Source organism: Microbacterium galbinum (assembly GCF_023101185.1).
GTDB classification, from domain to species: domain Bacteria; phylum Actinomycetota; class Actinomycetes; order Actinomycetales; family Microbacteriaceae; genus Microbacterium; species Microbacterium galbinum.
Map to the genome: position 1 here is coordinate 2,493,170 of NZ_CP078077.1, position 26,973 is coordinate 2,520,142.

Genomic DNA, 26,973 nt, shown 5'->3' on the forward strand with positions numbered 1-26,973 from the left:
ATGCCCGTCGTCAGCGCCGAGGCTTTCGTTCCGGTCGATCCGGCGACGGCGTTCGCGGTGTCGCAGACGACCGGCGCGGTTCGCCGGCGCTGGGACGGGTTCATCAGTGAGCAGCATTTCCTCGACGGTGCGCAGAGCGCCGCGAAGGGCGTGCGCACCTTCACGCGCCAGCGGTTCGGTCTGTCGATGGTGAGCCGCTACGCGTCGTACGCTCCGCCGACGAACGTGGGAATGGTCATGGAGACCGGCCCCTGGTTCTTCGAGAAGCTGGGCGGTGGCTGGCGTTTCGTGGCCGCACCCGATGGGTCGGGCACGATCGCGACGTGGAAGTACAACTTCTCGTGCCGCCCGGCCTGGCTCGCGCCGGTGGCTGAACGCGTCGGCGCGGTGATCCTCGGTTTCGAGATCCGGCGGCGCCTCGCAGGGTTCGTCGCCGGATGCACGAACCCCGAGGTCATCCGTTCCGTGCGGAACGGGACCCCGGGGTCGTAGACGTGCGGATGCTGCGGGTCAGCGTCCCTGCGAACCGCGGCCGCCCTGGCGGGACTGTCCACCCTGGCTGCCCTGACGACCCTGGCCGCCCTGGCGCGCGAAACCGCCGCCCTGGCTCTGGCCCTGACCGCCACCGGAGCGGGGGCGACGACGGCGTGCGGGCGGGTTCGCCGCGCCGCTGCGCTCGCCACCGGCGGGGCGCTGCTTCGGAGCCTGACGCTGCGGAGCCTGCACCGGGGCGGGACGCACGTGCGGTGCGCGCTCCGGGACGAGCTCGGTCACGGCGCCGGCGGTGACGTCTTCGAGCGGGGCGACGATCGCGGCCTTGCGCAGCAGGTCCTTGACGTCGCGGCGCTGCTCGGGGAGCACGACCGTGACGACGGTACCGGCGGCACCGGCGCGGGCGGTGCGGCCCGAGCGGTGCAGGTACGCCTTGTGCTCCATGGGCGGGTCGACGTGCACGACCAGGTCGACGTTGTCGACGTGCACGCCACGGGCCGCGACGTCGGTCGCGACCAGCACGCGCACGCCGCCGTCGGCGGGGTCCGACGAGAACGCGCCGAGGTTGCGCTCTCGGGCGTTCTGCGAGAGGTTGCCGTGCAGGTCGACGGCGGGGATGCCCGCAGCGGTGAGCTGCTTGGCGAGCTTCTTCGCCTGGTGCTTGGTGCGGGTGAACAGGATGCGGCGACCGGTGCCGGACGCGAGGTCGCGCACGAGGGTCGTCTTGTTCTCGGTGGAATCGACGACGAGCACGCGGTGCGTCATCTCGCCGACGGGGACGCTCTCCTCGTCGACCTCGTGGCTGACGGGGTTCGAGAGGAAGCGGCGGGCGAGCGAATCGATGCCGCGGTCGAGCGTCGCGCTGAAGAGCAGGCGCTGTCCGCCGGCCGGCGTCGCGGTGAGGATGCGCGTGACGCCGGGCAGGAAGCCGAGGTCGGCCATGTGGTCGGCCTCGTCGAGTACGGCGACCTCGACCGCGCTGAGCCGCACGATCTGCTGCTTCATGAGGTCTTCGAGGCGGCCCGGGCACGCGACGACGATGTCGACGCCGCCGCGGAGCGCCTGCTCCTGCGGGCGCTGGCTGACGCCGCCGAAGACGGTGGTCACGCGCAGACCGGCGGCCTCGGCGAGGGGCGAGATCGTCGCGGCGATCTGCGTCGCGAGCTCGCGGGTCGGGGCGAGCACCAGACCGCGGGGGAGGCCCGCGCGGCGCTGCTTGCCGGACGCGGCGAGGCGGGCGACGAGGGGGAGCGCGAAGGCGATGGTCTTGCCGCTGCCGGTGCGACCGCGACCGAGCAGGTCGCGGCCGGCGAGCGAGTCGGGGAGGGTGTCGCGCTGGATCGCGAAGGCTTCGGTCTTGCCGGAATCGGCGAGAACGGCGGCGAGTTCGGCGGGAACGCCGAGTTCGAGGAAAGTAGGCATGGATGACTCCGTCCGTACGCGAGAAGACACGCACGATAGTGGGCTGAGGTGGGCGACGGCGCTCGCAGGGGGCGTGCGCATCGGTTCGCCGTGCGAAAGGCCAGCAGAGCGCTGGTGATGGGAGCCGGGTGACTCGCTTCGGTCCTCAGAGACCCCGTGACGACGACGACGTTGGCGAGCTCGTGCTCGGGCAACAGCCACAGTCTATCAGCGCCCGCTCCGAGGCGGCCGCAGGTGGGGAAGACCGCGCGTCAGGCGTGCAGCGCCTCGTTGAGCGTGACGCCGACGCCCGCGCGACGCACGGCCTCGACCGCGCCGCTGATCGAGTTGCGGCGGAACAGCAGTCCGTTCTGCCCCGACAGCTCGGCGCCCTTCACGCTGGTGCGGTTGCCCTCGGCCGTCACGGGGCCGTCGACGAGCACGATCTTGGTGCCGGCGGTGACGTAGAGGCCCGCCTCGACCACGCAGTCGTCGCCCAGCGAGATGCCGATACCGGCGTTCGCGCCCAGGAGCGTGCGCGACCCGATCGAGACGCGGTGCGAGCCCCCGCCCGAGAGGGTTCCCATGATCGATGCGCCGCCACCGATGTCGCTGCCGTCGCCCACGACGACGCCCTGCGAGATGCGGCCCTCGACCATCGAGGCCCCGAGGGTGCCCGCGTTGAAGTTGACGAATCCCTCGTGCATCACGGTGGTCCCCGGTGCGAGGTGGGCGCCGAGGCGCACGCGCGAGGCATCGGCGATGCGCACGCCCTGCGGCTGGAGGTAGTCGGTCAGGCGGGGGAACTTGTCGAGCCCCTGCACCTGGATTCCCGCGCGCTGGAGCTGCGGACGCAGGCGGGCGGCATCGGCGGGGAGCACGGGGCCGGCGTTCGTCCAGGCGACGTTCGGGAGGTGACCGAAGACCCCGTCGAGGTTCAGCTCGTTCGGGCGCACGAGCAGGTGCGAGAGCGCGTGCAGACGCAGGTAGGCGTCGGCGGTCGAGGCCGGAGCGGCATCGAGGTCGATCTCGAGCCGCACCGGCTCGACGGTGACGTTGCGCCGCGCGTCGGGACCGGTGAGTTCGTCGAGATCTGCCGCGGCATCCGAGGGCAGGGCGCCGGTGCCGAGGGTGGCGTACCAGGCGTCGAGAACCGTGCCGTCGCCGGCGATGGTCGAGAGTCCGATTCCCCACACGGTGCGCGCATCAGTCATGCCTCCACGGTACCGGCTCCCGCGATCACGCCCGCCCCATGTGACCGGCGTCCGATGACCGCGCGCCGAGGTCATAGGCTGGGGGCATGGTGCTCGATCTGACCGCATCCTCTCTCGACCTCACGCGCGCGATCTGCGACATCGCGAGCGTCTCCGGAGACGAGAAGACCCTGGCCGACGCGATCGAACAGGCGCTCGCGCCGCTCGACCACCTCGAGGTGATCCGGCACGGCAACACGATCGTCGCCCGTACCGACCTCGGTCGCGCCCAGCGGGTGGCCATCGCCGGTCACATCGACACCGTCCCCGTCAACGACAACCTGCCCACGCGCCTGATCGACGTCGACGGCGAGGCGTACCTCTGGGGCCGCGGCACGGTCGACATGAAGGCGGGCACCGCGGTGCAGCTGAAGCTCGCCGCCGAGCTGACCGATCCCGTCGTCGACATCACGTGGATGTGGTACGACAACGAGGAGGTCGAGGCGTCGAAGAACGGACTCGGTCTGCTCGCCGCCGTGCGTCCCGATCTCTTCGTCGCCGACTTCGCGATCCTCGGAGAGCCGTCCGATGGCGAGGTCGAGGGCGGATGCAACGGCACCATGCGCGCGGTCGTGCGCACGAGCGGTGTCCGCGCGCACAGCGCACGCGCCTGGATCGGCGAGAACGCCATCCACCGCGCGGCCCCCATCCTCGCCCGCCTGGGCGAGTACCGGGCGCGCGAGGTGCTGGTCGAGGGTCTTCTGTACCGTGAGAGCCTCAGCGCCGTGCGCATCAGCGGCGGTGTCGCGGGCAACGTCATCCCCGATGCCTGCGAGGTCGAGATCAACTACCGGTTCGCTCCGAGCAAGTCGGCGGCGGATGCCGAGGCTCACCTGCGCAGTGTGCTCGCGGGCTTCGACCTCGAGGTCACGGACTCGGCGGAGGGTGCACGTCCCGGCCTCGACGCACCGATCGCCCAGCAGTTCGTGGCCGCCGTCGGCGCGGAACCGCGCCCCAAGTACGGCTGGACCGATGTCGCCCGTTTCTCTGCGCTCGGCATCCCGGCGGTGAACTACGGGCCCGGCGATCCCCACCTCGCCCACCACGACGAGGAGCGCGTCCCCGTCGCGCAGATCGATGCCGTCGAGCGGGGACTGCGGGCGTGGCTCAGCTCGCACTGAGCGCCGCGCGTCGGTGGGCGCAGATGCCGCTGCCGCTGCGCATCGCCGTCGTCTACCTGATCGCCCGGCTCGTCACGACGGGCTTCCTCCTCTTCGCGGCATCCGCCTCGACGTCGCTGTCGCGCTTCGGAGCGGATGCCGGACTGGCCGACTTCGTGCTCGGCTGGGACGCGCAGTGGTACTGGCTGGTCGCGGAGAGCGGATACCCCTCGACGCTCGAGCTGACCGACGCGGGCACCGTCGTCGAGAACCAGTGGGCGTTCATGCCCGTCTTCGCCTACGCGGCGAAGGCGATCGGGTTCCTCTTCGGTTCCTGGGGAGTGGGGGCGTTCCTGCTCTCGTTCGTGGCCGGCTATCTCGCCTGCCTCGCTCTGCATCGGCTGCTGCGTGACCGGATCGGATCCTCCGCGGCGCTGTGGGCGGTGGTGTTCTTCGCCGCGGGGCCGCTCGCGGCGATGTTCCAGGTGGGATACGCCGAAACGCTGTTCCTGCTCCTGCTCTTCCTGGCACTGGACGCGGTGATCCGCCGCCGGTACGCCTGGCTGTACCTCCTGCTCCCGATCATGGCGTTCACCCGCCCGGGCATCCTGGCGTTCGCGCTGCTGCTCGGCCTCCACGGCATCGCCCGCTGGATGAACCGTCGCCGCGAACCGCTGACCGCCGTCGAGATCGTGCACATCGTCGCGACGGCGGCGCTGGCGACCGTCGCCGGTTTCTCGTGGCAGGTGATCGCCGGTCTCGTCACGGGCGACATGGGCGCGTACCTCGCCACCGAGCTGGCGTGGCGTCAGCACTGGATCAGCGGGGGAGTGGCCGGGTTCGTACCGTTCGAGGGCTGGATCCAGGCGTCGCAGTTCTGGTTCGCGCAGTGGGGTATCCCCGCGTGGTGGGGCCCGATCGGACTCGCGGTCATCGTCGTCGCCACCGGACTCGCGCTCCTGCGCTCGCCGCAGGTTCGAGCGCTCGGTCTCGACCTCCGGCTCTGGAGCGCGAGCTACCTGCTGTACCTGCTGGCGGTGTTCTTCCCGCAGTCGAGCACCTTCCGGCTGCTCCTGCCGATCAGTCCGCTCTGGGGAGCGGTGGCGGTGCCGCGCTCGCGGCTCTGGCGGCTGAGCGTTCTGGCGTTGTGCTTCGTGGGTCAGGGCGTGTGGATCTCCTTCGTCTACGCGCTCGGGAACACGTTCTGGCAGGTGCCGTGAACATGAAGAATCGATGCATTTCTTCACAGGTGACGCTCAGGTCGCGACGACACCGATAAACTCTTCCCATACCACCGAGGAAAGGAAGCCGCGATGGCAGCGATGAAGCCGAGGACCGGGGACGGCCCCATGGAGGCCGTGAAAGAAGGACGACTCATCATCGTGCGCGTTCCGCTCGAAGGAGGAGGCCGTCTGGTCGTCTCCGTGAACGACGCCGAGGCCAAGGAGCTTCACGACGTGCTGGCAGCCGTCGTGGCGCCGGCCTGAGTCACCCCGATCCGTCTCACGGATCAACCGAAGGAGGCGGCGGATCATCGGATCCGCCGCCTCCTTCGTCTGTCGTGGGGAGCGTCAGTCGCGCTCGGCGACGCTGATCAACTGCAGCAGGCCCTCGCCTGCGGGAGACACGGTCGCGAGCACGGCCGACGACTCCTGGGTCTCCTGGATCAGGGAGCGGTAGCCCGCCGTGATCTCATCGCGCTGCACGGGGTCGGCCACGCGTCCACCCGCGAGAACGCGGGGGACGAGCACGATACCGCCGCGGCGGACGAGGCGCAGTCCGTGCTCGACGTAGTCGATGACGTTCTCGGGATCGGCGTCGACGAGCACGATGTCGTAGGCGTCCTCGTTCATGCGGGGGAGCACATCGGCGGCGCGGCCCGTGATGAAGCGGGCGCGCGTGGCCGGGACCTTCGCGTCGGAGAACGATTGGCGGGCCGCGGCGAGGTGCTCGGGCTCGTTGTCGATCGAGGTGAGCACGGCCTGCGGCGCGCCGCGCAGCAGCCAGAGTCCGGAGACTCCGGCGCCGGTGCCGATCTCGACGATCGAACGGGCGGCGGTCGCGGCGGCGAGCACGGCGATCTGCGAGCCGACGGCGATGCTGATCGGCGCCGCTCCGAGCTCGACGCCGTGCGCCCGAGCGCGCGCGATCGCATCCGGTTCCGTGAGGGACTCTCGGATGAAACGTGCGTTCGCGTCGTGTTCGCTCATGACCTGATCCTCCCGTCCACGCTGTGACTCCTCCCAGCGTATTGGCTCGGTGCGCACGCGGAGCGCAGGCGCGGCGGTAGCCTGGACAGATGCAGTTCGGGTTGACCTTCGAGAAGCTTCTGCTGATCGGTCTCATCGCGGTGCTCATCGTGGGCCCCGAACGCCTTCCGCGCATGGCCGAGGGCTTCGCCAAGGTCGTGCGCCGCGCCGGGGAGTACCTCCGCGACACACGCACCCGCGTGCGCGACGAAATGGGCCCTGAGCTCGACGACGTCGACTGGCGCAAGCTCGACCCCCGCCAATACGATCCCCGTCGCATCATCCGGGACGCCCTCCTCGAGGAGCCGGCCCCTCCGACGCATCCGATGGCGGCGGCCGCCGCCATCGCGGAGCCCGAGCCGCGCACGCCGCCGCAGAGGTTCACTCCCGGCGAGCTGCCGCCCTTCGATCTCGAAGCCACCTGATCGCATCGGCGATCGACGGCGGTCGCGACCTCAGCCGAGCGACATCGGCAGCGGGCGACCGGCGAGTCCGCGCCCGCGCCCGGCCAGGGAACGGGCGAGGGTGCGGATGGCCATGGCCGCGGCATCCGTTTCGGCATCCAGCACGACCGGAGCACCCGCATCCCCGCCGGCGCGCAAGGCGGGGCTCAGGGGGATCGAGGCCAGCAGGGGGACGCCGGCTCCGTCGGACGACAGCGCCTCCGCGACCGCGGCTCCACCGCCCGCACCGAACAGATCGACCACGGTCCCGTCGGGGAGGGTGAGCCCCGCCATGTTCTCGACCACCCCGATCACGCGCTGACCGGTCTGGCGGGCGACGAGTCCGCTGCGGATGGCGACCTCGGCGGCGGCCGCCTGCGGGGTCGTCACCACGAGCACCTCGGCGTGCGGCAGCAGTTGTCCGATCGAGATGGCGATGTCGCCGGTGCCCGGCGGCATGTCGATCAGCAGGATGTCGAGGTCGCCGAAGTGCACGTCGGTGAGGAACTGCGACACGGTGCGGTGCAGCATCGGGCCGCGCCAGGCGACCACGCCCTCGCCTTCGCGCAGGAACATCCCGATCGATATGGTCTTCACCCCGTGCGCGACCGGCGGCAGCATGAGGTCGTCGATGCGCGTCGGCTGCGTGCCCGCGGGGATGCCCAGCAACCCGGGGATGGAGAAGCCGTGCACATCCGCGTCGACGAGGCCGACCGCGAGGCCGAGGTCGGCGAGGGCGACGGCGAGATTCGCGGTGACGGTCGACTTGCCGACGCCGCCCTTGCCGCTGGAGACGAGGATCACGCGGGTCAGCGAGTCCGGGCCGAAGGGCATCTGGCGGGGTGCTCTGCCGTCGCGCAGCTTCTCGGTCAGGCGCTTGCGTTCCTCGGGCGTCATCACCCCGACCTCGACCTCGACGGCGTCGATGCCGGGAACGGATGCCGCGGCACGGCGCACATCGGACTCGATCTTCGTCGCGGCCGGGCATCCGACGATCGTCAGGACGATCCCGACGGTGGCGCTGCCGCCCTCCACGGCGATGTCGCGCACCATGTCGAGGTCGCCGATCGGACGTCGGAGTTCCGGATCGGATACCGCGGCGACCGCGCGTCGGACGTCATCGGCGGACGTCATGCGCGCGGGCGACGCGGAGGCCTCGTCGCCACCGGCCCCGTGGTCGGCGCGGGGGAGGCCGCGGGGGCCTCGGGGTCCGCGTCGTGGTCGCCGAGGTCGGCGAGCAGCGCCTTGAGCTCCTGTCGCAGCACGTCGCGCGTGACGACGTGCGAGTTGCGCTCCTCGAGCGCCATGCGCAGCGCGACGATCTCGCGGGCGAGGTACTCGGTGTCGGCGAGGTTCCGCTCGGCGCGCTGACGGTCCTGCTCGATCTGCACCCGGTCACGGTCGTCCTGCCGGTTCTGCGCGAGCAGGATCAGCGGCGCGGCGTAGGAGGCCTGCAACGAGAGCACGAGGGTCAGAGCGGTGAATCCGAGGGCGGCGTCGTCGAACCGCAGGCTCGTGGGCGACATCGTGTTCCACACGATCCACAGGATGCAGAACAGGCTGAGGATCAGCAGGAACGCCGGTGTGCCCATCGCGCGGGCGACCCACTCGGTGAACCGTCCGAAGCGGTCGCGCGAGGTCGGACGCTGACGGGTCGTGCCGCGCCCGAGCGGGGCGTCGAGGCGGGGGGAGCGGGCCATCAGCGCACCTCCGTGGTCGTGTCGTCCGACACCTCATCGACATCGTGCGTGCGCCAGTCGTCGGGCAGCAGGTAGTCGAGCACATCGTCGACGCTGATCGCACCGACGAGCCGGTGCGCGGCATCGACGACGGGGAGCGAGACGAGGTCGTAGCTGGCCAGCAGACGGGCGACCTCGGCCGCGGAGGCCGTGGCGGACACCGGTTCGAGACTGTCGTCGACGATCGCGCCGAGGCGCTCGTGCGGCGGGTAGCGCAGCATCCGTTGGAAGTGCACGACGCCGAGGAGGCGGCCCGTCGGCGTCTCGAACGGGGGAAGGGTGACGAAGACCGCGGCCGCGAGGGCGGGGTGCAGCTCGTGGCGGCGGATCAGCGCGAGCGCCTCGGCGACCGTCGCGTCGGCCGAGAGCACGATCGGCTCGGGCGTCATGAGCCCGCCGGCGGTGTCGGGGCCGTAGCGCAGCAGCATGCGCACGTCTTCGGCCTCCTCCGGCTCCATGAGCTCGAGGAGGTGCTCCAGGCGGTTCGGGGGGAGCTGGGCGAGCAGGTCGGCCGCGTCGTCCGGTTCCATCTGGTCGAGGATGTCGGCGGCGCGCTCGTCGCCGAGGCGGTCGAGGATGTGCACCTGCTCGTCCTCGGGCATCTCCTCCATGGCGTCGGCGAGGCGGTCGTCGGACAGCTCCTCGGCGACCTCGATCATGCGCTGCTGCGGCAGATCGAGGAGCGTGTTGGCGAGGTCGGCCGCGTGCAGCTCGGAGTACGACGCCACGAGCTGTTCGGCGGACTGCGACTCCCCGGGCGCGCGCTCCTCGGTGACCTCGCTCCAGGCGGCGAAGGTCGTCGAGCCCTTCGCGAACGGCGAGGCGCTGGTCTTCGGCTTCCGGAGGAACAGCTGGCTGACGGCCCACTCGCCGAGTCGATTCGGCTCGATGGCGACGTCTTCGATCACGGCCGTGCCGCTGCCGTCGGCGAAGCTCACACGGCGCCCCAGCATCTCGGCGAGGACGCGCACCTCGCCGGCGCGCGGCGAGAAGCGGCGCACGTTGATGAGGCCGGTGCTGATGACCTGACCGGAGCGGATCGAGGTGACCCGACCGATCGACAGGAAGACGTGGCGACGGCCCGGGATCTCGACGACGAGGCCGATCACGCGGGGGGCCGCGGTACTTCGGTACACGATGACGACGTCTCGGACCTTGCCGAGCCGGTCGCCCACGGGGTCGAAGACGGCGCAACCGGCCAGGCGCGCGGCGAATACCCGTTGTGTGCTCACCCACCCAGCGTAGTCCGCGCGGCCCCGGGGCGTCCCCCGGATCGACGCTCCGAGGACGCGCGCATCGAGGCGTGGGACAATGGGCGGATGAGCATGCTCAACCGTCCCGTGAACAGCACCGACACCGGCGAGATGGTGGCGTCCACCCGTGACTACGCCACCGCGCAGAAGACCGTGTCCACGCTGATCGCCGCCGAGATCCCCGCCCGTGACATCGCGATCGTGGGCCAGGGCGTCCGCACGGTCGAGCGCATCACCGGTCGCCTCGGCTACGCGACGGCCGCGCGTTCCGGCGCGGTGAACGGCGTGCTCATCGGCCTCTTCCTCTCGGCGATCCTCGTGATCGGCAACCCCGAGGTCCCGATCCAGCTGTTCCTGGGCTTCGTGCTCATCGGCGTGGCGATCGGCATGATCCTCAGCCTCGTGACCTTCGCGATCGTCCGCCGCCGTCGCGACTTCGCGAGTGTGACGCAGCTGGCGGCCGACCACTACGAGGTCACGGTGCTGCCGGCGTCGCTGGCGAAGGCTCGTCAGGCGCTGGGGACCGCCCGCCAGGCGCCCGTGCGCCCGCCGGTCGATCTCGACGAGCCCCCGCGCTACGGCGAGCGGATCACGCCGGGGAGTCAGGGTCAGGCGCCCGTGCCCTCCGGCGAACCGGTGATCCCGCCGCGGCCCGCCGCACCGGTCGCTCCCGGAGCAGATGCGCCGACCGCGCCCGAGGGCACCGGGCCCGGCGAAACGGAGCAGGGCAAGTCCGCGAAGCCGGGCGAGGGCGACGCTCCCGCCGCAGGTACGCCCGAGCCCGCCTGATGCTCGCATCCGGACGCTCGTCGTTCGAGGTCGCCCTGCCCGCAGGTGGCACGCAGGTCTCGGTCGAGCGCACCCCGGGCGAGGGGCGTACGACGATCCTGATCGCGCACGGTGCGGGCGCCGGAATGGACCACCCGTTCCTCACCGGGCTCGCCGCGGCGTTGACGGAGGCCGGGTTCTCGACCGCTCGGTTCAACTTCCCCTACGTGGAGCAGGGGCGACGGATGCCGGGCCCCGCCGCGCACGCGATCGCGACGTGGCGCGCCGCCGTCGCCGCGGAGCGGGAGCTCGACCCGACGGCGCGGATCATCGCGGCCGGCAAGTCGTACGGCGGCCGGATGGCCTCGATGGCCGTGGCCGAGGGACTCGACGTCGACGCTCTCGTCTATCTCGGCTATCCGTTGCACCCGCCGGGCGCCCCCGAGAAGCTGCGCGCCGAGCATCTGCCGGCGATCGCCGTGCCACAGCTGTTCATCGAGGGCTCGAACGACCCGTTCATCCAGCCGCTCACGCAGTTCGAGGAGGTCGTCGAGACCTGCCGGGATGCGCGCGTCGCCTGGATCGATGGCGGAGGTCATAGCTTCGAAGTGAAGGGGCGCAAGCGTCCGGCATCCGATATCGGTGCCGGGCTCGCGCCCCTCCTCGTGGACTTCGCCGCCCGGATCTGACTCCCGAGGGATCAGCTCTGGACGCGGGCGATCCAGGCCTCGATCTCGTCGGCCGTGCGGGGGATGCCGGCCGAGAGGTTGACGGGGCCGTCCTCGGTCATGAGGATGTCGTCCTCGATCCGCACGCCGATCCCGCGGAGCTCGGCGGGGACGGTGAGATCGTCGATCTGGAAGTACAGGCCGGGCTCGATCGTGAACACCATGCCCGGGGCGACGATGCCGTCGTAGTACATCTCGCGGCGGGCCTGGGCGCAGTCGTGCACGTCGATGCCGAGGTGGTGCGAGGTGCCGTGCACCATGTAGCGGCGGTGCTGGCCGCCGGCCTCGGCGTCGAGGGCCTCCTCGGCCGTGACGGGGAGCAGACCCCACTCCGCGACGCGAGCGGCGATCACGGTCATGGCGGCGGCGTGGATGTCGCGGAAGCGCACCCCGACCTTCGCGGCGGCGAAGGCGACGTCGGCCGCTTCGCGCACGGCTTCGTAGACACGGCGCTGCACATCGGTGAACGTGCCGGAGACGGGCAGCGTGCGGGTGATGTCGGCGGTGTAGAGGCTGTCGGCCTCGACACCGGCGTCGACGAGGATCAGATCGCCGGGCACCACGGCGCCGTCATTGCGGGTCCAATGCAGGTAGCAGGCGTGGGGCCCGGAGGCGGCGATGGTGTCGTATCCCTCCCCGTTGCCGTCCTCGCGCGCCCGGCGGTGGAACACGCCCTCGACGACGCGCTCGCCGCGCGCGTGCGCCACGGCGGAGGGGAGCTCTCGGATGATGTCGTCGAAGCCGGCGGCGGTGATCTCGACCGCACGTCGCATCTCGGCGATCTCGAAGTCGTCCTTGATGAGGCGCAGCTCGGAGACCGCACGGGTCAGCGTCTCGTCCTCATCGAGCACCAGCTCGCCCTCGGCCGGCGCGAACTCGGCCAGGTGCGCGGTGGTGAGGGCGAGGTCGGCGGCGACGCCGGCCAGCGAAGGGCGCGGTCCGATCCAGAACTCTCCGACGGTGGCGTCGGCGTAGAACTCGGTCGTGGTGCGGTCGGCACGCTCGCGGAAGTACAGGGTCACGTCGTGACCGTCGTCGGTCGGGTCGAAGACGAGCACCGAGTCGGGCTCGGTGTCGGATGCCCAGCCGGTGAGGTGCGCGAAGGCGGAGTGCGCACGGAACACGTAGTCGGTGTCGTTGCTGCGCTGCTTGAGCGAGCCCGCCGGGATGACGAGGCGCTTACCGGGGAACGCGGCCGAGAGCGCGGCGCGGCGCACGGCGGCGTAGGATGCCTGCTCGCGCGCGCCGGGAAGCGTCTCGGGACGCTCGGCCCACCCGGTCGAGATAGTGTCGAGGAAGCCCTGCGGGAACGGCTGCTTGCGATTCGTGTTGCTGTTCTCGACGTCGGGTTCGGCGATCGTGTCGCGTTCTGCTGCGGTGCTCATCCCTCAAGTCTCTCACTCGGGGATGCACGCCGCCTCTCAGCCGGCGGGCTCGAGCTGCACCACGAGGGCACGGTGATCGCTGCCGCCGGCGTCGTCGAGCACGACCGAACCGGTGGGCGTCCAGTTCTGCGAGGCCATCACATGATCGATCGGCGCGCCCGCCAACGGGGGCAGCGAGCTGGGCCAGGTTCCGACGACTCCGTTGCCGGTGCGCGAAGCGACATCGCGGCAGTACCCGATGTCACCGCCCTCGACGCCGAGACCGGCCATGTGGTCGATCGTCGCGTTGAAGTCACCCGCGAGGATGAAATCGCCCGCGGGGCACTGGTCGGCGATCCACTGGAGATCGGACTGCCACTGCTGCATCTCCTCTACGCGGGGGGCCACGGCGTGCACCGCCACGACCGTCGGCCCGCTCCCATCGACCGGCATCAGCACGACGCTGGGCACCGAGCCGGTGTTGCTCGTGCCGTCCTGCGACGATTCGATGACCGAGTACTCCCCGAGGTCGGGGGAGACCAGGACGGTCGTCTGCCAGGACTGCGGGCCGTCGGGCACGTCGGGGCGGAACTGCACGTGGTGCACCCACATCGGATGCCCCTGCTCGCGCAGCATGAGCGCGATGCGCTCGCCCACGGCCTCGGTCGTCTCGGGGAGCGCGACGATGTCGGCTCCCTGGTCGAGGATCTCCTGGGCGATCTGGTCGGCCGACACCGCCTCGCCGGCGGTGTTCCAGGTCAGAACACGGACGCTCGTCTCCGTCTTATCGGGGAGGGCCGACGTGCCGAATCCGCGGGTCGCTCCGATGATTCCGGTCGCTCCGGCTCCGAGCAGCGCGACGATGAGGATCGAGGCGGCGAAGCCGCGCAGCGGGCGGGCGAGTAGCAGCAGCAGCGCCAGGAGCGCGATCACCACGAAGATGCCCAGCACCACACCGCGCGCCGCGACGACCTGCGCGAAGGGATAGGTCTGCTCCAGCCGGAAGAACTGCGGCCACACCACGACGGCCGTGGCGGCGGCGAACAGCACGGTGATCAGGATTCCGAGGAGGCGAAACATCCCCTCCAGCCTAGGAGCGCCGCCTGTGAAGTCCCTGCCGCGACAGGCGGGACTGCGCTCCCGTGCGCCCGCCCTCCGCCCCGCTCGGTACGCTCGGAGGATGTCCCCTGAGCACCCCCGTCGATTCGTCGGTCCCGCCGACCTGCATCTGCACTCGAATCACTCCGACGGAACCGAGGCGCCGGCCGAGGTCGTGCGCCAGGCGCACGCGCACGGACTGCGCACGATCGCGCTCACCGACCACGACCGCACGACCGGTTGGGGCGAGGCGGCGGAGGCGACGGCGGCGCTGGGAATGACCTTCCTGCCGGGGATGGAACTGTCGGCGAAGCACGACTGGCGCAGCGTCCACGTGCTGGGCTACCTGTTCGACCCCGACGACGCGGCCCTGCGGGCGGAGACGGATCGCATCCGCGGCGACCGCATCGGCCGGGCCGAGCGGATCGTCCGCAGCATCGGCCGCGATTACGACCTGCACTGGGACGACGTGCTCGCCCAGACCACGCCGGACGCGACGGTCGGTCGCCCGCACATCGCGGATGCGCTCGTCGCACGAGGAATCGTCCGCGATCGCACCGAGGCGTTCGACGGCATCCTGCACCCGCGCGAGGGGTATTACGAGCCCCACTATGCGCCCGATCCGCTCACCGCCGTCCGGCTCATCACGGACGCCGGGGGAGTGGCGATCATCGCCCACCCGGTGACCTCCGGTCGCGACCGTATGATGCCGATGTCGTTCCTGGAGCAGCTGATCGACGCGGGGCTCGGCGGCTTCGAGATCGACCATCGGGAGAACACCGCGGCGGGGAAGGCCCTGCTGCGCGAACTCGCCGCTCGACGCGATCTCATCGTCACCGGCTCCAGCGACTACCACGGCAGCGGCAAGCCCAACCGGCCCGGGGAGAACACCACGAGCGACGAGATGGTCGAGCGCCTGATCGCGAGCGCCTCCGGTACCACACCGCGTTACCCCTGACCGGGCTTCCCGGCATACTGGCGGTCGACTCCCGGCGCTCTCGCCGTCGTCGTCGATACGCTCGCCCGATGCAACGCGCCACCTCGCTCGAGCGCCGGATCGACGCGGCCGCTCACCGTCTGCTCCGCGATGCCCCGGCGAACGGCATCCGCGCGTTCCTCGTCGAGTTCGCCGTCTTCGTGCTCAAGCAGGCCTGGGCCTGCATCTTCGGCGCGGCGCTCCTCGTCGTGATCGTCGTCGCGCGGCTCTGGTATCCCGATGACGTGGCCCTCGCCCGGAACGATGCCCTCACGATCGCCGCCGTGCTCATCCAGGTCGCGATGCTGGTGTTCCGGCTCGAGAGCGGACGCGAGCTGTGGGTGATCCTGCTCTTCCACGTCACCGGCACGGTCATGGAGTTGTTCAAGACCGACGTGGGGTCGTGGGCGTATGCCGCCGACGGCATCCTCCGCATCGGCGGAGTGCCGCTGTTCAGCGGTTTCATGTACGCCGCGGTCGGCTCCTACATGGTGCGCGTCTACCGCCTGTTCGATCTCGGGTTCACGCGCTACCCGCGCCGATGGCTCACCGCCCTCGTCGCCCTGGCGATCTACGCGAACTTCTTCGCGCACCACTACTGGTGGGATGCGCGCTGGGTTCTGCTGATCGCCGTGCTCGTGCTCTGGCTGCCGACGGTCATGCACGCGCGGGTCTGGCGGCGGACGCTGCGCATCCCGCTCCTGCTGGCGTTCGCCGGCGTCGCGGTGTTCATCTACTTCGCCGAGAACATCGGCACGCTGGCCGGTGCCTGGGCGTACCCGGATCAGGCCGACGGGTGGCAACCCGTCTCGCCGAGCAAGCTCGTGTCGTGGTTCCTGCTCATGATCATCTCGGTCGTGCTCGTGACGTGGGTGTACCCGCCGAAGGCCCCGGCGCAGGTCCGAGCCGGGACATGAAAGAGGGGCGGATGCCGCAGCATCCGCCCCTCTTTCGAAACCGTCTCAGGCGCCCGCGACCGGTGCCGCGCCCGCTCCGCCGGAACCTCCGCGACGACGGCGGCGACGGCGAGCCGGGGCGGGCTTTCCGTCGTGGTGCTCCTTGCCCGCACCGTCGTGCGTGCCGGCGCCCTCGGCGCTGCGATCGGCGGCGGGGGCACCGTCGCCGTCACCCGAGGCCGCAGGTGCGGCGCCCTCGGCGAACGTCGAACCGACCGGGTTCGACCCGCCGCGACGGCGACGACGGCGGCGCGTGCCGCCCTCGTCGGTGCCCTCGGCAGCGGCATCCGCTGCGCGCTCGGGGCGCGGGGTGCGCGGGGGACGGGTCGACTCCGCCTTGGGGGCCGAGACGAGACGACCCTTCGTGCCGGCGGGGATGTCGAGGTCCTCGTACAGGTGCGGGCTCGAGGAGTAGGTCTCGACGGGCTCGGGCTGACCGAACTCGAGGGCGCGGTTGATCAGGGCCCACTTGTGCAGGTCCTCCCAGTCGACGAACGTGACCGCGATACCGGTCTTGCCCGCGCGGCCCGTGCGGCCCGCGCGGTGCAGGTACGTCTTGTCCTCGTCCGGGATCGTGTGGTTGATCACGTGCGTGACGTCGTCGACGTCGATGCCGCGGGCGGCGACGTCGGTCGCGACCAGGACGTCCTTCTTGCCGGCCTTGAACGCCGCCATCGAGCGCTCGCGCTGATCCTGGCCCATGTCGCCGTGCACGCCGCCGACGTTGAAACCGCGGTCGCCCAGCTCGTCGACCAGGCGCTGCGCGGCGCGCTTGGTGCGGGTGAAGATCACGGTCTTGCCGCGGCCTTCGGCCTGCAGGATGCGGGCGATGACCTCGTCCTTGTCGAGCGAGTGCGCGCGGTAGACGAGGTGCTTGATGTTCGCCTGCGTGAGGCCCTCGTCGGGGTCGTTGGCGCGGATGTGGATCGGGTTCGTCATGAAGCGACGGGCCAGCGCCACGATCGGGCCGGGCATGGTCGCCGAGAACAGCTGGGTGTGGCGCACGGCCGGCACCTTCTGGAAGATCTTCTCGATGTCGGCGAGGAAGCCGAGGTCGAGCATCTTGTCGGCCTCGTCGAGCACGACCTCGGTCGCGTTCGACAGGTCGAGCAGACGCTGGCCGGCGAGGTCGATCAGGCGACCGGGCGTGCCGACGACGATCTGCGCGCCGGCCTTGAGCTGGTCGATCTGGCCTTCGTACGCCTTGCCGCCGTAGATGGCGACGACGCTGGTCGAGCGGTTGCTGGTGAGCAGGTCGATGTCCTCGTAGACCTGCACCGCGAGCTCGCGGGTCGGCACGACGATGAGCGCCTTCACCCCGTGCTCGGGGTCGAGGCCGAGACGCTGGACGACGGGGATGCCGAAGCCGAAGGTCTTTCCGGTTCCGGTCTTCGCCTGGCCGATGATGTCCTGGCCCGGAAGGCCGAGGGGGATGGTCTGCTCCTGGATGGGGAACGCGTCGACGATGCCCTTCGCAGCGAGCGCATCGACGATGTCCTGATCGATCCCGAGATCGGAGAAAGTAGTCACTGTATTCAGATTGCCTGTCCGGCGGTCGTGCTGAGACCGCCACGTTAACGATCCACGCCGTCTCTTGTGCCACAGGCGCGGGCCCCGCTCCGACGGCGGGGACACGCCCAGCCTACCGGAGGGCGGCCGAACGCCCGAGGAGGACCTCCGCCCCGGGTATTGTGATCGTCGTGGCGAACTCGGTAGGGAGACCTCGTGGTTAAGTGGTTCTGGCAGCGCGACGATGCGCCGCGACGCACTCTCGCCCTGCGCAGCCGGGGCGACCAGGGCGACGCGACCCGCGTGGACTTCGCCGACCTCGCGCCCGAGCTGCCCCGCTTCCTGGGCCAGGCCGCCTACCTGCAGCTGGGGTACTTCGAGACCCTCACCCGTCTCATCCGTGCCACGCCGGAGCTCGCCGAGAAGGAGGCGCTCTCCCGTGCGGCCGGCGCCGCTCTCACGAAGCATCGCGGCATCGTCGAGGTGATCGCCGAGCGCGGCGACGACCCCACGCAGCTGATGCTCCCGTTCCGCGAGAACCTCGATGCGTTCCGCCGCAAGACGATCGGTGCGCGACCGCGCGAGACGCTCCTCGCCGTGTACATCACGGCCGGGATGCTCGACGACTTCTATCTCGCCCTCGCGTCCAGCTACGGCGAGACCGGGCGGCGGATCGCCGAGATACTGCGCGAGGACGACGCCCGCCACGAGATCGTCTCGATCATCCAGGAGACGATCGAGAGCGACGAGGAGTGGCGCTCACTGCTGTCGATGTGGGCGCGACGCCTGGTGGGTGACACGATCCTCGTCTGTCGCTCGGCGCTGAAGCCCGAGGTCTTCGTGGCACCGGACGACGAGCGCATCGAACCTGTGTACACCGAGCTGATGGGCGCGCACGCGCGTCGCATGGATGCGATGGGGCTCGCGTCCTAGACGTGCGGACCTATCCAGACCTGCGGACCTATCTGGACGTGCGGACCTAGATGCCGAGGGCCGCGGTCTTCGCCGCGTCCGAGCGGCGTCGGGCGGCGACCAGAGCGAGAGTCGCGACGACGGCGACCACGACACCGCCGAGGATGCTCGCCAGCCAGAGCCACACGTTGTCCTCGCCGAGACCGGCCCACTGCAGGCCCGTGTAGAGCGCGGCGGTGACGACCGTCGCGATGCCCGGGGTCAGTGCGGCGCCGCGGAGTTCGCGGCCGTCGATGAGGAAATGCGCGGCGATGCCCAGAGCGCAGGCCGCGACGAGGGCGAGAAGGATGTACATCGCGATCAGGCGACGAAGCCGACCCGGCGCGATTCCTCGGTGCCCAGCTCGATGTAGGCGAGGTTCGCGGTGGGGACGATGTAGGAGTTGCCCTTGATGTCGGTGAAGCTCAGGTGCGCGGTGCTCTGGTCGAGCGCTGCCGCGACCTGGGTGCGGATCTCTTCTGCTGCGGTGGCGGTCTCGAAGCTCAGCTCGCGGCCGGTGTTGATGATTCCGATGCGGATTTCCACGCGTACTCCTTGGAGTGTCAGGACGATGTCGTCGTCCGAGGTCTGCGCCAACTCTACCCCGCAGGTGCGTCGCCGGATCGGCGCAGGGGAGCGGTTTCGCCGTGAGCGCACACGCGCCCGACCCGCCGCGGGAGGCGATGTCGGCGCACGCCGCTAGCGTGGAGTGCATGACAGGGGATGCCGCGCAGCGAGCCGTGATCGACGCCGCGGCGACCGCATCCGGAGTCATCATCGGCGCACCGGGAACGGGCAAGACGCGCACGCTGATCGAGCGCATCGGCAGGCTGCTCGACCACGAGGGGCTGCGCCCCGAGGAGGTGCTGGCCCTCACTCCGAGCAGGCAGGCGGCGACGGCGCTCCGCGACCGCATCGGCGTGCGCGTCCGCCAGGCGACGCCGGGTCCGCTCGCGCGGTCGCTCGGATCCTTCGCCTTCCAGATCGTTCGCGGAGCGATGGTGCACGCGGGCTCCGAGCCGCCGGCGTTGCTCACGGGCGCCGATCAGGATCGGATCATCGCCGAGCTCCTCGCGGGCGACGCCGAAGACGGCGGCATCCGCTGGCCCGACGCGCTCAGCGCATCGGTGCGCGGGTCGAAGGGGTTCCGTTCCGAGCTGCGTGCGCTCATCGCCGAGTGCACCGAGCTGGGTGTGCTCCCGGACGAGCTGAAGGCATCGGGCGACCCGATCTGGGCGGCCGCCGCCGATTTCATTGTCGAGTACCGCTCGGTGCTCGACGCGTTGCGCTCGGCGCATCGCGACGCCGCAGACCTGCTCGGCGAGGCGAGCACGATCCTCCGTGAGGCGTCCCCGGGCACGCTCGGCCCCCTGGCGCCCCTGCGCGTGGTGCTCATCGATGACGCGCAGGAGTTGACCCGCGGGGGCGTCGCCGTCGTCCAGGCGCTGCGTGCCCGAGGGGTCTCGGTGCTCGCGTTCGGCGATCCCGACATCTCCTCCGGTGCGTTCCGGGGAGCGAGCCCCGAACTGTTCGCCGACCTCGTCTCGGCGCTCGGAGCGGTGCACGTGCTCGACGGCGCGCACCGCCAGCACCCGGCGCTCACCGCGCTCACCCGCACCGTGACGCAGGCGATCGGGGTCTCGGGAAGGGTCGAGCACCGGCGCGCGCCGCAGGCCGGCCCCATCGAGGGAGCGGATGCCGCCGTCACGTCGTTCCTCGCCCCGTCGCCGCACGAGGAGTTCGACCGCATCGCCGGTGTCATGCGCGAATGGCACCTCATGCAGGGCGTCGCCTGGGATCGCATGGCCGTCATCGCCCACGACACGCGTCAGGTGACACTGCTCGAGACCGAGCTCGCCGCGCGGGAGATCCCGACACGGGCCGCCGGCGTGCAGCGTCCGCTCGGCAGCGAGGGCGTCGTGCGCGACATCGTCGGCATCGTGCGCCTCGCACTCACCCCGGCAGCGGAGCGCACGTCCGCGGAACTCGAAGAAGCCCTGCGCACGCCGTTCGGGGGGATGGACGCGATCGCCCTGCGTCGTCTGCGCGCGCGGCTGCGACACCTCGAGCTGGAACACGGGGGAGCCACACCCGCTCGCGAGCTGCTGCGCCAGGCGATGGCCGACCCCGAGCACTTCACGCTCATCGATGCCCCGGAGTCCCGAACGGCCCGTCGGTTCGCCGAGACGATCGAGGCGGTCTCGGCCGCCGCGCGAACCGGCGAGACGATCCACGACCTGCTCTGGCGGATCTGGGAGCAGTCGCGGGCGATCGACGGCCGCCGCCTGCACATCGCGTGGCGAGAGGTGTCGTCGCAGCCCGGCGGCGCCGAGACCGCGCGATCGCTGGATGCCCTCGTCTCGCTGTTCGACGCGGCCAAGCGCTTCGTCGAGCGCACGCCGAACGAGCGCCCGGAGACGTTCGTCCGCGACATCCTCGACAGCGAGGTGCCCGAGGACTCGCTCTCGACACCCGATCGGCCGGGGCGGGTCACTCTGCTCACCCCGGCGACCGCGCTCGGCACCGAGTTCGACGCGGTCGTCGTGGCCGGCCTGCAAGACGGCGTCTGGCCGAACCTCCGGCTCCGGGGCGGGATGCTGCAGACCTGGCGTCTTCCCGACGCCGTGACGTCGATGCGCACCGGCGTCCCCCTCGAGACGCCGGGCATCCTGGATCGGCGAAGAGGAGCGCTGCACGACGAGCTCCGCCTCTTCGTCCGGGCCATCTCGCGCGCGCGGGACCGGATCCTCGTGACGGCGGTCGACGACGACGACCAGAGCCCAAGCCCGTTCTTCGCGTTCCTGCCGACGCCCGACGCCCCGGAGGCACACGCATCGGCCGAGCATCCGCTCACCCTCCGCGGACTCGTCGCGCGCCACCGACGCACCCTCACGACGGCGACCTCCGACCCGGCACGTCGTCTCGCCGCGGAGCAGCTCGCGATCCTCGCGGCCGAGGGTGTCGCCGGCGCGGATCCGCGGGACTGGTACGGCGTCACGCCACCGAGTACCGATCGTCCCCTGCGGGACCTCGCCGCCGACGGTGCGCGGGTGTCGCCTTCGAAGATGGAGTCCTACGAGGAGTGCGGCCTGAACTGGGTCGTCTCCGCGCTGGGGGGCGACACCGTCATGCCGCCGACGGCGGGGATCGGCACGATCATCCACGAGGCCATGGAGAAGGTGCCGGACGGCGATCTCGAGCAGATGCGGGCGATCGTCGCGGAGCACTGGCCCGAGCTGGACTTCGAGACCGAGTGGATCGGACGCAAGGAGCGGCGTCGAGCCGACCTCTACGTCGACCGGCTGCACACGTACCTCGGCGACGTCCGACGCGACGGAGGACGGGTCGTCGGCAGCGAGACGCGGTTCGATTTCGCCGTCTCCCTGCCCGATGACGACGGCCTCCCGGTCGTGCACGACGTCGGCGACGAGAGAGGAGCGCGCGCGATCGTGAGCGGCTACATCGACCGCGTCGAGGCCTACCCTCCGGGGGCGGGGGAGCATCCCCCGGCGCGGGGGCGCGGGTGGACCGAGATGACCGCGGCCGGCGAGGGCGAGCGCGCGGTGGTCGTCGACCTCAAGACCGGACGCACCGATCCGGAGGCCGACGCGGGAGTCCGTGAGCACGCCCAACTGGCGGCGTACCAGGTGGCGGTCCAGCAGGGCCTGATCGAGGGTGCGCCTGCCGATGCCCTCGCCGGGGCGCGTCTCGTGATCGTCTCGAAGACCCTCGCCAAGAGCGACTACCGCATCGCCCACCAGCACACGCTCGACGACACCGCGCGCGAGGCGTTCCTGCGCCGTGTGGCCGATGCCGCTCGCGGGATGTCGGCCTCGAGTTTCACCGCGCAGGTCGAGTCGCACTGCGCCGACACCCAGCGCCGCATCCACCCCTGTCGGATCCACACCGTCCCGGCGGTGAGCGCGTGACCGGCTGGGGCGGCGGCCTCGGCCTGTCGGCGACCGATGTCGCGGCGGCTCTCGGCCAGCCCTCGCCCACTCCCGCGCAGCAGCAGGTGATCGAGGCGCCGCCGTCGCCCGCCCTCGTCGTCGCCGGAGCGGGCAGCGGGAAGACCGAGACGATGTCGGGGCGCGTGGTGTGGCTCGTCGCCAACGGTCATGTGCGACGCGACGAGATCCTCGGACTCACCTTCACCCGAAAGGCTGCGGGCGAGCTCGCCGAGCGCATCGGCCACCGCCTCGCCGTGATCGACGAGTTCGGTCGCCGCGGTCTGCTGCCGCACGTGCCGGAGATCGTGGCGACGCACGCCCTGCGCCGGGTGGAAGAGGCGGCCGGGGGCCGTCAGCGCGACGTCGTGCGGACGCACGTGCTCGACGAGCTCGCCGGCCGCTACGGCACGGGCTGGGACCCGACCGCTCCGCGTGCGGCCGAGGAGCTGATGATCCGCCCACGGGTGTCGACCTACAACGCCTTCGCCGACGGCATCGTGCGCGAGCACGCCGCTCGGATCGGACGCGACGCCGACGTGGCGATGCTGAGTCAGGCCGCGTCGTGGATGCTCGCGCGAGAGGTCGTGCTGCGCGCCGACCTCCCGGAACTCGAGGGGATCGACTACGCGCTCGGCACGGTGATCGACGCGGTGCAGCGCCTCGCGGGGGAGGCCCTCGACCATCGGGTCGATCTCGACGAGGCCGAGCGTCTCGCGCGCGAGACGGCGCTGTCGTTCGAGCCGTACCGCGGCAACGGCGACGTCGAGAAGGCGGCGGCGAACCTTCTCAGCCTGCCGACGCTCGCCGCGCTCGTGCGCGAGTACATCGCCGAGAAGGGGCGCCGCGGCGTGCTCGACTTCGCCGATCAGGTCGGTGGTGCCTACGACATCGTCGAGGCCGCTCCCGACGTGCGCGCCGAGCTGCGCGAGCAGCACCGCGTCGTCCTGCTCGACGAGTATCAGGACACCTCGGTCATCCAGACCCGTTTCCTCGCCGAGCTGTTCCACGACAGCGCGGTGATGGCCGTGGGAGACCCGCACCAGTCGATCTACGGCTGGCGCGGCGCGAGCGCCGACAATCTGTACGCGTTCTCGAGCGCCTTCGCGCGCGAACAGCGGGCGCAGACGTACAGCCTCATGACCAGCTGGCGCAACGACCGCGGCATCCTCGATATCGCCAATCGCGTGCTCGAGCCGCTGCAGCGGCCGGGGCTCGACGTGCCCCCACTCGAACCCCGTCCCGGTGCGGGCTCCGGAAGCGTCGATCTGCGATTCGCGTTCACGGTCGACGACGAGGCCGCCGATGTCGCTCGCTGGTTCGTCGAGCGACGAGCCGCGCACGATGCATCCGTCGCCGGACGCCCGCACACCGGCGCTCTGCTGTTCCGTTCGAAACGTCACATGCAGACCTTCGCGGCCGCGCTCGCCGCGGAGGGCGTACCGCATCGCATCCTCGGGCTCGGCGGACTGTTGGCGACCCCCGAAGTGGTCGACGTCGTCTCCACCCTGCGCGTGGTTCACGACCCGACCGCGGGTTCGGCACTCATCCGCCTGCTCACGGGTCCGCGGTTCGGCGTCGGGGTGGCCGATATGGCCGCGCTCTACGATCTCGGCCGAACCCTCGCCGAACGCGACACCTCGATGATGCCGCTTCCCGAAGAGGTGCGCGTGCGACTGCGCTCGTCGCGCGGCGCCGATGAGGCGGTGTCGATCGTCGATGCCGTCGACGTGGTGCGCGCCGTGCGCGACGACTATCGCCTGCTGGAGGGATTCACCCCCGACGGGCGATCGCGCATCCGTGCGGCGGGGGAGATGCTCGAGCGGCTCCGACGGGCCTCGTCGCAGCCGCTGACCGAGCTGCTGCGTCTGATCGAACTCGAGCTGCGCCTCGACATCGAACTGGCGGCGAACGAGACCCGGGGGCCGGCACGGGTCGCCTCGACGCAGCTCCGCGCGTTCTCCGATGAGGTGCGTGCCTTCCTTGCGGCCGACGACCGCGGCACGATCGGCAGTCTCCTCGCCTGGCTCGACAAAGCGGAGAGCACCGACGAGCTCATGCCGCGCCCGGAGCCCCCCGAGCCGGGCGTGGTGCAGCTGCTGACGATCCACGGATCGAAGGGGCTGGAGTGGGATGCCGTCGCCGTCGTCCGTCTCGTCGCCGACGAACTCCCCAGCCGGGTCTCCGACACCTCGGGCTGGTTCGGCTTCGGGGTCGTGCCGTTCGCGCTCCGCGGCGACCGCGACGCGCTGCCGCGATTCGATTGGGACCCCGAGAGCGCGGTCGGCGGCGAGCTCGACCCGAAGAAGCGTCAGGCTCTGGCGCAGGCGTCACTGTCCGGCGGGGCGACCAAGGCCAATCCCCAGGGCGGCGCGATCAAGCGCTTCAAGGACGCGTACCGCGCCTATCAGCAGCAGGAGGAACGCCGGCTCGCCTACGTGGCGGTCACACGCGCGCGCACCGACCTGCTTCTCAGTGGTGCGCACTGGGCGGGGCAGAAGGCTCCCCGCACGCCGAGTCCCTTCCTGCTCGAGGCGATCGACGTGCGCGAGCACGAGCCCATCGAACCGGTCGATCCCGACGAGAACCCCTACGACGGGCCGGGAGCGACGATCTCGTGGCCACTGGATCCGCTCGGTGCCCGCCGTCCGCTCGTCGAGTCGGCGGCGGAGATGGTCGCGGGGGCTCTCGCGCGACCCGAGACGCTGATTCCCTCGGAAGAGCTCGAGCGGCTCCTCGCCGAGCGCGCCGCGCGTCTGCGTGGCATCGACGCAGCGGCGCCGACCCGCGTGCCCGCCTCCCGTTTCAAGGACTACGTCACGGACTACGGCGGAACGGTCTCGGCGATCATCCGCCCGATGCCGGAGCGTCCGTACCGGCAGACCCGACTCGGCACGCTCTTCCACGCCTGGGTCGAGCACCGGTCATCGCTCGTGGGCGTCGGTGCCCGCGTCGACGAGGCGCTCTGGGAGATCGACGAGGACGAGGTGGGCGGCGAGATCGGGCCGGCGCCGGGAGAGGGAACCGGCGAAGCGGCGGATGCGGCCGACCTCGCCATCCTCCAGGCGACGTTCGAGCGCAGCGAGTGGGGGGCTCTCCAGCCCATCGCCGTCGAGATCGAGATCGACTTCGCGCTCGGCGCCGGGCTCGCGGATGCCCCCGCTGACCGCGCCGGCGAGTCCGACGCGCACATCGTGATCTGCAAGCTCGATGCCGTGTACCGCCGCGACGATCGTGGAGGCCGGATCGAGATCGTCGACTGGAAGACGGGAAAGCCGCCGAAGGGCGAGGCCGAGCGGGACGAGCGGATGCTGCAGCTCGCGCTGTACCGTCTCGCCTACCACCGCCGATTCGGGGTGCCGCTCGACGAGATCGACGTCGCGCTCTACTACGTCGCCGACGACCTCGTCATCCGCGGAGACCGGGTCTACTCCGAGTCCGAGCTCTTCCAGCGCTGGAGCGCCGCGCGCGCCGCGCGCTGAGCCTCGTCGTCATCGCGTTCGTCGTCATCCGCTTCGTCACCGGCGTCCGCCGGGGCCGTGAAGATATCGCCGACGCCGGTGAGGTCCTCGGTTTCGACGTCGACCATCGCGGCGCGACGCGCCGCTTCGGAGGTGTCGGTCGACGACGATCCCTCCTCCGATTCCTGCGCCCAGAGTTCGTCGGGATTGTAGGCGTCGGTCTGCATCGAGGTGTCGATCAAAGCTGCGGCTTCCGCGGGAACGCGGTCGAGCGCGTCGAGGGCCGAGTCGACCCCCTCGTTCCGCGCGGCGACGACGGCGAGGTCGTCCGCGCGGAGACCCTCGGCGAGCGCCTCGAGGAGGGCAGCCGCATCGTCGACGATGTCGGGGCGGTGCAGCGAGTCCCCGTGCACCAGCCAGCGCGCGAACTCGAGTTCGGCGAGCATCCGTGCGCGCACCTCGATCGCACCGTCCGGTGAACGCTCCGACGACCGGGCGTAGGCGGCCTGCACGTCGGGTGCCGCATCGGGCGCGGCCGAGAGCCAGGCGAGGTCGACGGCCGGATCGCCGACCGAGAGGCCGTGCCAGTTCAGCAGTCCGGTGACCTGGGGACCGCGCTCATCGTCGTCCTCGAGCAGGAAGGAGGTCGACTGCACGCCGTTCAGGGTCACGGTCGACTCGAAGCGCCACAACTCGTCATCGGCGACGGCATCCCGCCAGCGCGCCGTCAGCCGGGCGGGAACGCGGCCGGTCGAGGCCGCGTCGTCGACCAGCCGCCGGATGTCCTCACGGCTCTCCTCGGCCGAGCGTGAGACGAGACCCGCGCTCCGGACGATCGAGACGGGCAGGCCGTGCACGGCGGCGATCGCTGCCCCCATCGACTCCGCCGTGCCGCGTCCGGCCGGTACGTGGGCTGCTTCGACCTGGAAGCCGGGGAGGAGTTCGGTGACGAGGGCGCGACCATCGCCGACGCGGGTCTCGCCCACGTACTCGGGTGCGCGGAACGGGAGGATCGCCCGCGCGCCGGCCGTCAGGGCGCGCAGCGCGAGGGACTCGGCGGCGAGCTCCCGTGCCGTCTCGTCGTCGTCCGCGACGCGGATCGCGAGCTCGCGCCCGTCGGCCAGCGAGGCGACGGCGGAGTCGAAACGTGCGTCACCGTCTGCGCTCAGCGTGCGAGTACCCGTGACCTCCGCGCCGGGCAGTGCCGCCGTCACGGCCGCGGCTAGAGTGAAAGGTGAGCGTCCCATGCCCTAAGGGTAGGTCGGCTCAGGGGCGGTCCCGCCTC

General features: G+C 71.1%; 24 protein-coding genes. 12 read left to right on the forward strand and 12 right to left on the reverse strand.

What is annotated here, in order from left to right; genetic code table 11:
* Nucleotides 1-492 carry an SRPBCC family protein gene (locus tag KV396_RS12075; RefSeq protein ID WP_247955862.1) on the forward strand — a complete coding sequence of 164 codons (492 nt, stop codon included), beginning with the start codon at nucleotides 1-3 and terminating at the stop codon, nucleotides 490-492.
* An 18-nt stretch (nucleotides 493-510) separates the two neighbouring features.
* On the opposite strand, the gene KV396_RS12080 is transcribed toward KV396_RS12075, so the two are convergent.
* Nucleotides 511-1,914 carry a DEAD/DEAH box helicase gene (locus KV396_RS12080; protein ID WP_247955863.1) on the reverse strand — a complete coding sequence of 468 codons (1,404 nt, stop codon included), beginning with the start codon at nucleotides 1,912-1,914 and terminating at the stop codon, nucleotides 511-513.
* A gap of 251 nt (nucleotides 1,915-2,165) precedes the next feature.
* Nucleotides 2,166-3,107 (reverse strand): 2,3,4,5-tetrahydropyridine-2,6-dicarboxylate N-succinyltransferase, encoded by a 942-nt coding sequence (gene dapD / locus KV396_RS12085; RefSeq protein ID WP_247955864.1) that lies wholly within the window; start codon nucleotides 3,105-3,107, stop codon nucleotides 2,166-2,168.
* A gap of 86 nt (nucleotides 3,108-3,193) precedes the next feature.
* Between dapD and dapE the strand changes: the two genes are divergently transcribed.
* The 3 genes from dapE to KV396_RS12100 all read left to right on the forward strand — a co-directional run bounded on the left by dapE (nucleotide 3,194) and on the right by KV396_RS12100 (nucleotide 5,733).
* The gene (gene dapE / locus KV396_RS12090) at nucleotides 3,194-4,267 is read left to right on the forward strand and encodes a succinyl-diaminopimelate desuccinylase (protein WP_247955865.1); all 1,074 of its coding nucleotides are present in this window, start codon (nucleotides 3,194-3,196) and stop codon (nucleotides 4,265-4,267) included.
* Complete coding sequence (locus tag KV396_RS12095) at nucleotides 4,249-5,466, forward strand: hypothetical protein (protein WP_247955866.1); 1,218 nt, start codon at nucleotides 4,249-4,251, stop codon at nucleotides 5,464-5,466. The genes dapE and KV396_RS12095 overlap by 19 nt, the downstream gene beginning before the upstream one ends.
* 93 nt (nucleotides 5,467-5,559) lie before the next feature.
* Nucleotides 5,560-5,733, forward strand: coding sequence for a DUF3117 domain-containing protein (locus KV396_RS12100; RefSeq protein WP_017203323.1), 174 nt, complete (start codon nucleotides 5,560-5,562; stop codon nucleotides 5,731-5,733).
* Between the two features lie 84 nt (nucleotides 5,734-5,817).
* Here KV396_RS12100 and KV396_RS12105 read toward each other — a convergent pair whose 3' ends face one another.
* Nucleotides 5,818-6,456, reverse strand: coding sequence for an O-methyltransferase (locus KV396_RS12105; RefSeq protein ID WP_247622945.1), 639 nt, complete (start codon nucleotides 6,454-6,456; stop codon nucleotides 5,818-5,820).
* An 89-nt stretch (nucleotides 6,457-6,545) separates the two neighbouring features.
* Here KV396_RS12105 and KV396_RS12110 point away from each other — a divergent pair, with 89 nt between their 5' ends.
* Nucleotides 6,546-6,920, forward strand: a complete 375-nt coding sequence (locus KV396_RS12110; RefSeq protein WP_247955867.1) for a Sec-independent protein translocase family protein — start codon at nucleotides 6,546-6,548, stop codon at nucleotides 6,918-6,920.
* A 30-nt stretch (nucleotides 6,921-6,950) separates the two neighbouring features.
* Here the strand turns inward: KV396_RS12110 and KV396_RS12115 are convergent, their stop codons facing one another.
* From KV396_RS12115 to KV396_RS12125, 3 genes are read right to left on the reverse strand one after another with little or no spacing between them, the layout of a single operon-like run.
* Complete coding sequence (locus KV396_RS12115; RefSeq protein WP_247955868.1) at nucleotides 6,951-8,072, reverse strand: Mrp/NBP35 family ATP-binding protein; 1,122 nt, start codon at nucleotides 8,070-8,072, stop codon at nucleotides 6,951-6,953.
* Nucleotides 8,069-8,638 carry a DUF1003 domain-containing protein gene (locus KV396_RS12120; protein WP_247622942.1) on the reverse strand — a complete coding sequence of 190 codons (570 nt, stop codon included), beginning with the start codon at nucleotides 8,636-8,638 and terminating at the stop codon, nucleotides 8,069-8,071. The genes KV396_RS12115 and KV396_RS12120 overlap by 4 nt, the downstream gene beginning before the upstream one ends.
* Complete coding sequence (locus KV396_RS12125; RefSeq protein ID WP_247622941.1) at nucleotides 8,638-9,909, reverse strand: magnesium transporter MgtE N-terminal domain-containing protein; 1,272 nt, start codon at nucleotides 9,907-9,909, stop codon at nucleotides 8,638-8,640. Before KV396_RS12125 ends, KV396_RS12120 begins: the two co-directional genes overlap by 1 nt.
* Nucleotides 9,910-9,996: 87 nt before the next feature.
* Between KV396_RS12125 and KV396_RS12130 the strand changes: the two genes are divergently transcribed.
* Nucleotides 9,997-10,719 (forward strand): general stress protein, encoded by a 723-nt coding sequence (locus tag KV396_RS12130; RefSeq protein WP_247955869.1) that lies wholly within the window; start codon nucleotides 9,997-9,999, stop codon nucleotides 10,717-10,719.
* On the forward strand, nucleotides 10,719-11,387 hold the full coding sequence (locus KV396_RS12135; RefSeq protein WP_247955870.1) for an alpha/beta hydrolase family protein: 669 nt from the start codon (nucleotides 10,719-10,721) through the stop codon (nucleotides 11,385-11,387). Before KV396_RS12130 ends, KV396_RS12135 begins: the two co-directional genes overlap by 1 nt.
* A gap of 11 nt (nucleotides 11,388-11,398) precedes the next feature.
* Here KV396_RS12135 and KV396_RS12140 read toward each other — a convergent pair whose 3' ends face one another.
* Both KV396_RS12140 and KV396_RS12145 read right to left on the reverse strand, forming a co-directional pair.
* Nucleotides 11,399-12,811 carry an aminopeptidase P family protein gene (locus tag KV396_RS12140; RefSeq protein ID WP_247955871.1) on the reverse strand — a complete coding sequence of 471 codons (1,413 nt, stop codon included), beginning with the start codon at nucleotides 12,809-12,811 and terminating at the stop codon, nucleotides 11,399-11,401.
* Nucleotides 12,812-12,847: 36 nt separating this feature from the next.
* Complete coding sequence (locus KV396_RS12145) at nucleotides 12,848-13,870, reverse strand: endonuclease/exonuclease/phosphatase family protein (protein ID WP_247622937.1); 1,023 nt, start codon at nucleotides 13,868-13,870, stop codon at nucleotides 12,848-12,850.
* Between the two features lie 100 nt (nucleotides 13,871-13,970).
* Here KV396_RS12145 and KV396_RS12150 point away from each other — a divergent pair, with 100 nt between their 5' ends.
* Entirely contained in the window at nucleotides 13,971-14,846 is an 876-nt protein-coding gene (locus tag KV396_RS12150; protein ID WP_247955872.1) for a PHP domain-containing protein, read from the forward strand.
* A gap of 68 nt (nucleotides 14,847-14,914) precedes the next feature.
* On the forward strand, nucleotides 14,915-15,781 hold the full coding sequence (locus KV396_RS12155; RefSeq protein WP_247632558.1) for a DUF817 domain-containing protein: 867 nt from the start codon (nucleotides 14,915-14,917) through the stop codon (nucleotides 15,779-15,781).
* 45 nt (nucleotides 15,782-15,826) lie between these two features.
* On the opposite strand, the gene KV396_RS12160 is transcribed toward KV396_RS12155, so the two are convergent.
* Nucleotides 15,827-17,350 (reverse strand): DEAD/DEAH box helicase, encoded by a 1,524-nt coding sequence (locus KV396_RS12160; RefSeq protein WP_247632557.1) that lies wholly within the window; start codon nucleotides 17,348-17,350, stop codon nucleotides 15,827-15,829.
* A 195-nt stretch (nucleotides 17,351-17,545) separates the two neighbouring features.
* Between KV396_RS12160 and KV396_RS12165 the strand changes: the two genes are divergently transcribed.
* Nucleotides 17,546-18,262, forward strand: coding sequence for a ferritin-like fold-containing protein (locus KV396_RS12165; RefSeq protein ID WP_247622933.1), 717 nt, complete (start codon nucleotides 17,546-17,548; stop codon nucleotides 18,260-18,262).
* 46 nt (nucleotides 18,263-18,308) lie between these two features.
* Here the strand turns inward: KV396_RS12165 and KV396_RS12170 are convergent, their stop codons facing one another.
* Nucleotides 18,309-18,596 (reverse strand): hypothetical protein, encoded by a 288-nt coding sequence (locus tag KV396_RS12170; protein WP_247632556.1) that lies wholly within the window; start codon nucleotides 18,594-18,596, stop codon nucleotides 18,309-18,311.
* 5 nt (nucleotides 18,597-18,601) lie between these two features.
* On the reverse strand, nucleotides 18,602-18,826 hold the full coding sequence (locus KV396_RS12175) for a DUF3107 domain-containing protein (protein WP_247622931.1): 225 nt from the start codon (nucleotides 18,824-18,826) through the stop codon (nucleotides 18,602-18,604).
* A gap of 167 nt (nucleotides 18,827-18,993) precedes the next feature.
* Here KV396_RS12175 and KV396_RS12180 point away from each other — a divergent pair, with 167 nt between their 5' ends.
* Complete coding sequence (locus tag KV396_RS12180; RefSeq protein WP_247955873.1) at nucleotides 18,994-22,209, forward strand: ATP-dependent helicase; 3,216 nt, start codon at nucleotides 18,994-18,996, stop codon at nucleotides 22,207-22,209.
* Nucleotides 22,206-25,709 (forward strand): ATP-dependent DNA helicase, encoded by a 3,504-nt coding sequence (locus tag KV396_RS12185; protein WP_247955874.1) that lies wholly within the window; start codon nucleotides 22,206-22,208, stop codon nucleotides 25,707-25,709. Before KV396_RS12180 ends, KV396_RS12185 begins: the two co-directional genes overlap by 4 nt.
* Here the strand turns inward: KV396_RS12185 and KV396_RS12190 are convergent.
* Nucleotides 25,655-26,935 (reverse strand): phosphotransferase, encoded by a 1,281-nt coding sequence (locus tag KV396_RS12190; protein WP_247955875.1) that lies wholly within the window; start codon nucleotides 26,933-26,935, stop codon nucleotides 25,655-25,657. The two genes, KV396_RS12185 and KV396_RS12190, sit on opposite strands and share 55 nt — an antisense overlap.
* Nucleotides 26,936-26,973 lie beyond the last annotated feature (38 nt).

Excerpts from the sequence above, each read along its gene's own strand:
- KV396_RS12180 (WP_247955873.1), top strand. The coding sequence starts at position 18,994 with ATGACAGGGGATGCCGCGCAGCGAGCCGTGATCGACGCCGCGGCGACC.
- KV396_RS12190 (WP_247955875.1), bottom strand. The coding sequence starts at position 26,935 with ATGGGACGCTCACCTTTCACTCTAGCCGCGGCCGTGACGGCGGCACTG.
- KV396_RS12170 (WP_247632556.1), bottom strand. The coding sequence starts at position 18,596 with ATGTACATCCTTCTCGCCCTCGTCGCGGCCTGCGCTCTGGGCATCGCC.
- KV396_RS12100 (WP_017203323.1), top strand. The coding sequence starts at position 5,560 with ATGGCAGCGATGAAGCCGAGGACCGGGGACGGCCCCATGGAGGCCGTG.
- KV396_RS12115 (WP_247955868.1), bottom strand. The coding sequence starts at position 8,072 with ATGACGTCCGCCGATGACGTCCGACGCGCGGTCGCCGCGGTATCCGAT.
- dapD (WP_247955864.1), bottom strand. The coding sequence starts at position 3,107 with ATGACTGATGCGCGCACCGTGTGGGGAATCGGACTCTCGACCATCGCC.
- KV396_RS12150 (WP_247955872.1), top strand. The coding sequence starts at position 13,971 with ATGTCCCCTGAGCACCCCCGTCGATTCGTCGGTCCCGCCGACCTGCAT.
- KV396_RS12080 (WP_247955863.1), bottom strand. The coding sequence starts at position 1,914 with ATGCCTACTTTCCTCGAACTCGGCGTTCCCGCCGAACTCGCCGCCGTT.
- KV396_RS12130 (WP_247955869.1), top strand. The coding sequence starts at position 9,997 with ATGAGCATGCTCAACCGTCCCGTGAACAGCACCGACACCGGCGAGATG.
- dapE (WP_247955865.1), top strand. The coding sequence starts at position 3,194 with ATGGTGCTCGATCTGACCGCATCCTCTCTCGACCTCACGCGCGCGATC.
- KV396_RS12140 (WP_247955871.1), bottom strand. The coding sequence starts at position 12,811 with ATGAGCACCGCAGCAGAACGCGACACGATCGCCGAACCCGACGTCGAG.
- KV396_RS12145 (WP_247622937.1), bottom strand. The coding sequence starts at position 13,870 with ATGTTTCGCCTCCTCGGAATCCTGATCACCGTGCTGTTCGCCGCCGCC.
- KV396_RS12120 (WP_247622942.1), bottom strand. The coding sequence starts at position 8,638 with ATGGCCCGCTCCCCCCGCCTCGACGCCCCGCTCGGGCGCGGCACGACC.
- KV396_RS12135 (WP_247955870.1), top strand. The coding sequence starts at position 10,719 with ATGCTCGCATCCGGACGCTCGTCGTTCGAGGTCGCCCTGCCCGCAGGT.
- KV396_RS12155 (WP_247632558.1), top strand. The coding sequence starts at position 14,915 with ATGCAACGCGCCACCTCGCTCGAGCGCCGGATCGACGCGGCCGCTCAC.
- KV396_RS12105 (WP_247622945.1), bottom strand. The coding sequence starts at position 6,456 with ATGAGCGAACACGACGCGAACGCACGTTTCATCCGAGAGTCCCTCACG.
- KV396_RS12075 (WP_247955862.1), top strand. The coding sequence starts at position 1 with ATGCCCGTCGTCAGCGCCGAGGCTTTCGTTCCGGTCGATCCGGCGACG.
- KV396_RS12110 (WP_247955867.1), top strand. The coding sequence starts at position 6,546 with ATGCAGTTCGGGTTGACCTTCGAGAAGCTTCTGCTGATCGGTCTCATC.